We start from the raw sequence: 3,208 nt of genomic DNA, 5'->3' as shown, positions 1-3,208 counted from the left end.
TTTGCTCACCAGTCCTATTTGACAGAGAGCCATAGTTCTTCGATATCTGATTTGATTTGACTTGGATTTTTTTGTGGTGAGAAACGATTGACTACATTGCCATCTCTATCTATTAAGAACTTAGTGAAATTCCATTTGATTTTACTATTGAAAAATCCATCTTGTTGTTCTGTTAAGTATTGATAAAGTGGATGTTGTTCAGGTCCGTTCACTTTAATTTTTTCGTGCATTGGGAAAGTTACCCCATAATTAATTTTACAATTTTGCATGGCTTCTTGACCGTTACCAGGTTCTTGCTTGCCAAATTGGTTACAAGGGAATCCTAATACGACAAAGCCTTGATCTTGGTATTGTTCGTAAAGCTCTTGCAAGCCTTCAAACTGTGGCGTAAAGCCACATTGACTCGCTGTGTTGACGATTAACATGACCTTTCCTTTGTATTGATCTAGTTGATAGGTTGTGCCATCGGTTTTTGTAACTTCAATATCATATATGCTCATGTTTTCTTCACCTCGATGTCCCAAACTTAACACATTTCGCCTGAATAGTCTTTAGATATGCTCTATGATAAAATGGAATAGATTACTAGTAGATTGAATAAACATTCAAAATGACCGTAAAATGAATTTAAGGAGGATACATTTTTGCCTCAAGAGAGAATATTTGATACAGAAGAAGCGGTAGAAAAAGCATTATTAATCGGGGTCGATGCATATGATGAAAAACAATTCGATTTCCGTGAAACCATGGATGAATTAAAAGCACTTGCTGAAACATGCCGATTAGATGTTTTAGGTGAAATTACACAACAAAAAGACCGCATTGAAGATAAATCGTATGTTGGTAAAGGTAAATTACAAGAAATTAAAGATTATGTAGAAATGTATGATGTCGATGTCGTTGTAGCCAATGATGAACTGACAACTGCACAATCTAAAAGTCTGAATGATAATTTAGGTATTAAAATTATAGATAGAACCCAATTAATATTAGAAATTTTCGCGATGCGCGCAAGCAGTAAGGAAGGTAAACTACAAGTTGAATTAGCACAACTTGATTATTTAATGCCACGTCTGCAAGGTCATGGTAAAAGTTTATCTAGACTTGGTGGCGGTATCGGAACAAGAGGTCCTGGTGAAACAAAATTAGAAACAGACAGACGTCATATTCGTCGCCGTATGAATGAAATCAAACACCAACTTCAAACTGTAGTCGAACATCGTGAACGCTATCGTTCTAAACGTAGACAAAATCATGTGTTCCAAGTAGCTTTAGTAGGTTATACGAACGCTGGTAAATCAACTTGGTTTAATATTTTAGCGGATGAATCTACGTATGAAAAAGATATTTTATTCGCTACATTGGATCCGAAAACACGCCAAATCCAAGTGAATGATGGTTATCATTTAATTATCTCTGATACAGTTGGTTTTATTCAGAAGTTACCGACTACGTTAATTGCCGCATTTAAATCCACATTAGAAGAAGCGCGCGATGCGGATTTACTACTTCACGTCGTTGACGCAAGTAATGAAGAATATCGTACGCAGTATGATACGGTTAACCGTATCATTGGCGATTTAGATATGGATAAGATTCCACAAGCAGTCATCTTTAATAAGAAAGACTTGAACGAAGGACCAACCCCTGCATCTCAATTGCCGAATGTATACGTTTCAGCACGTGATGAAGCGGATGAAGAAAAAGTAAGACAGTTATTAATAGACCAAGTAGAAAAACAAATGGAACCTTATGAAGAGACAGTTCCTGCAGATGATGCAGATCGTCTATACTTCTTAAAACGTCATACGTTGATTCATAAACTTGAATTTAACGAAGAAAATGAAAGTTATGAAGTAGAAGGTTATAGAAGAAAAGCAGAAGAAAATGGAGAGAAGTAAGCACCATGGATTTAGAACAAATTATTCAAGAAACAGAAACAGAATTACAACCTTATTTTAAAACAATTGAAGCTTGCGCTTATCGTAATCAAGCGAAAGTGTTAGATGCCTTTCACGCAGTGAAAGCGACAGAATCTGATTTGCAAGGGACAACAGGTTATGGTTATGACGACATCGGTCGTGACCATTTAGAAGAAATCTATGCGCATACGTTTAAAGCTGAAGATGCGTTAGTCAGACCGCAAATTATTTCTGGTACGCATGCGATTACTGTGGCTTTACAAGCCAATCTAAAACATGGTGATGAATTATTATATATTACCGGCAGTCCTTACGACACACTGTTAGAAGTCATCGGTGTCAATGGTAATGGTATCGGCAGTTTAAAAGAGAATGGCGTATTATATAACGAAGTCGCTTTAACAGAAACTGGACAAATTGATGTTCCTGCAGTACTGAATGCGATAAATGACCATACAAAAGTGATCGCAATACAACGCTCTAAAGGTTATGATCAACGCCCATCAATTATGGTGGATGAAATTAAACGTGCAGTGGCTGATATCAAAGCAGAACATCCTGATGTGATTGTCTTTGTAGATAATTGCTATGGAGAGTTTGTAGAAGATGAAGAGCCGATTGAAGCAGGTGCAGATATCATGGCAGGTTCACTTATTAAAAACCCAGGTGGCGGTTTGGCACGTATCGGCGGCTACATTGTTGGTAAAACAAATTTAATTGAACGTTGCGGTTATCGTTTGACTGCACCAGGTATTGGAAAAGAAGCCGGAGCTTCTTTAACTGAGCTGCCAAGCATGTATCAAGGCTTCTTCTTAGCGCCACATGTGGTTAGTCAAAGCTTGAAAGGTGCATTATTTACAAGTTTATTTCTAACGAAATTAAACATGAATACTGTACCGGCATTTGATACACCAAGAACGGATTTAATTCAAACTGTTCAATTTGATACAGCAGAACAAATGATTCGCTTCTGCCAATGTATTCAAGCCGCTTCACCTATCAACGCACACTTCAGTCCAGAACCAAGTTACATGCCGGGTTATGAAGATGATGTGATTATGGCAGCTGGGACATTCGTACAAGGTTCATCTATTGAACTTTCAGCAGATGGTCCAATCAGACCGCCATATGAAGCTTATGTTCAAGGCGGCTTAACGTATGAACATGTTAAGTTGGCAGTCACAAGAGCTGTTCAACAAATGAATGAAGAAGGTCTTATCTAAAATAAAGCAACCGACGCAATTTTGCGTCGGTCAGACCGTAGACAAACTACCGTTATAACTTGA

3 protein-coding genes are annotated in these 3,208 nt (G+C 37.6%); 2 read left to right on the top strand and 1 reads right to left on the bottom strand.

The features are described 5' to 3' along the window. Positions 1 to 14: 14 nt before the first annotated feature. The gene (locus tag HMPREF2846_RS08495; protein ID WP_070626435.1) at positions 15 to 500 is read right to left on the bottom strand and encodes a glutathione peroxidase; all 486 of its coding nucleotides are present in this window, start codon (positions 498 to 500) and stop codon (positions 15 to 17) included. Positions 501 to 644: 144 nt separating this feature from the next. Between HMPREF2846_RS08495 and hflX the strand changes: the two genes are divergently transcribed. Further along, positions 645 to 1,901, top strand: a complete 1,257-nt coding sequence (hflX, locus tag HMPREF2846_RS08490) for a GTPase HflX (RefSeq protein ID WP_060804252.1) — start codon at positions 645 to 647, stop codon at positions 1,899 to 1,901. Between the two features lie 5 nt (positions 1,902 to 1,906). Further along, complete coding sequence (locus HMPREF2846_RS08485) at positions 1,907 to 3,145, top strand: methionine gamma-lyase family protein (RefSeq protein WP_060804251.1); 1,239 nt, start codon at positions 1,907 to 1,909, stop codon at positions 3,143 to 3,145. Positions 3,146 to 3,208: the final 63 nt, after the last annotated feature.

It is taken from the genome of Staphylococcus sp. HMSC056G08 (assembly GCF_001812305.1).
GTDB lineage: Bacteria > Bacillota > Bacilli > Staphylococcales > Staphylococcaceae > Staphylococcus > Staphylococcus simulans.
This window is presented reverse-complemented; position numbering and strand designations above follow the sequence as displayed.

What these genes read in the sequence shown, in the direction of transcription:
- HMPREF2846_RS08495 (WP_070626435.1), bottom strand. Translation starts at nt 500, where the DNA reads ATGAGCATATATGATATTGAAGTTACAAAAACCGATGGCACAACCTAT.
- HMPREF2846_RS08485 (WP_060804251.1), top strand. Translation starts at nt 1,907, where the DNA reads ATGGATTTAGAACAAATTATTCAAGAAACAGAAACAGAATTACAACCT.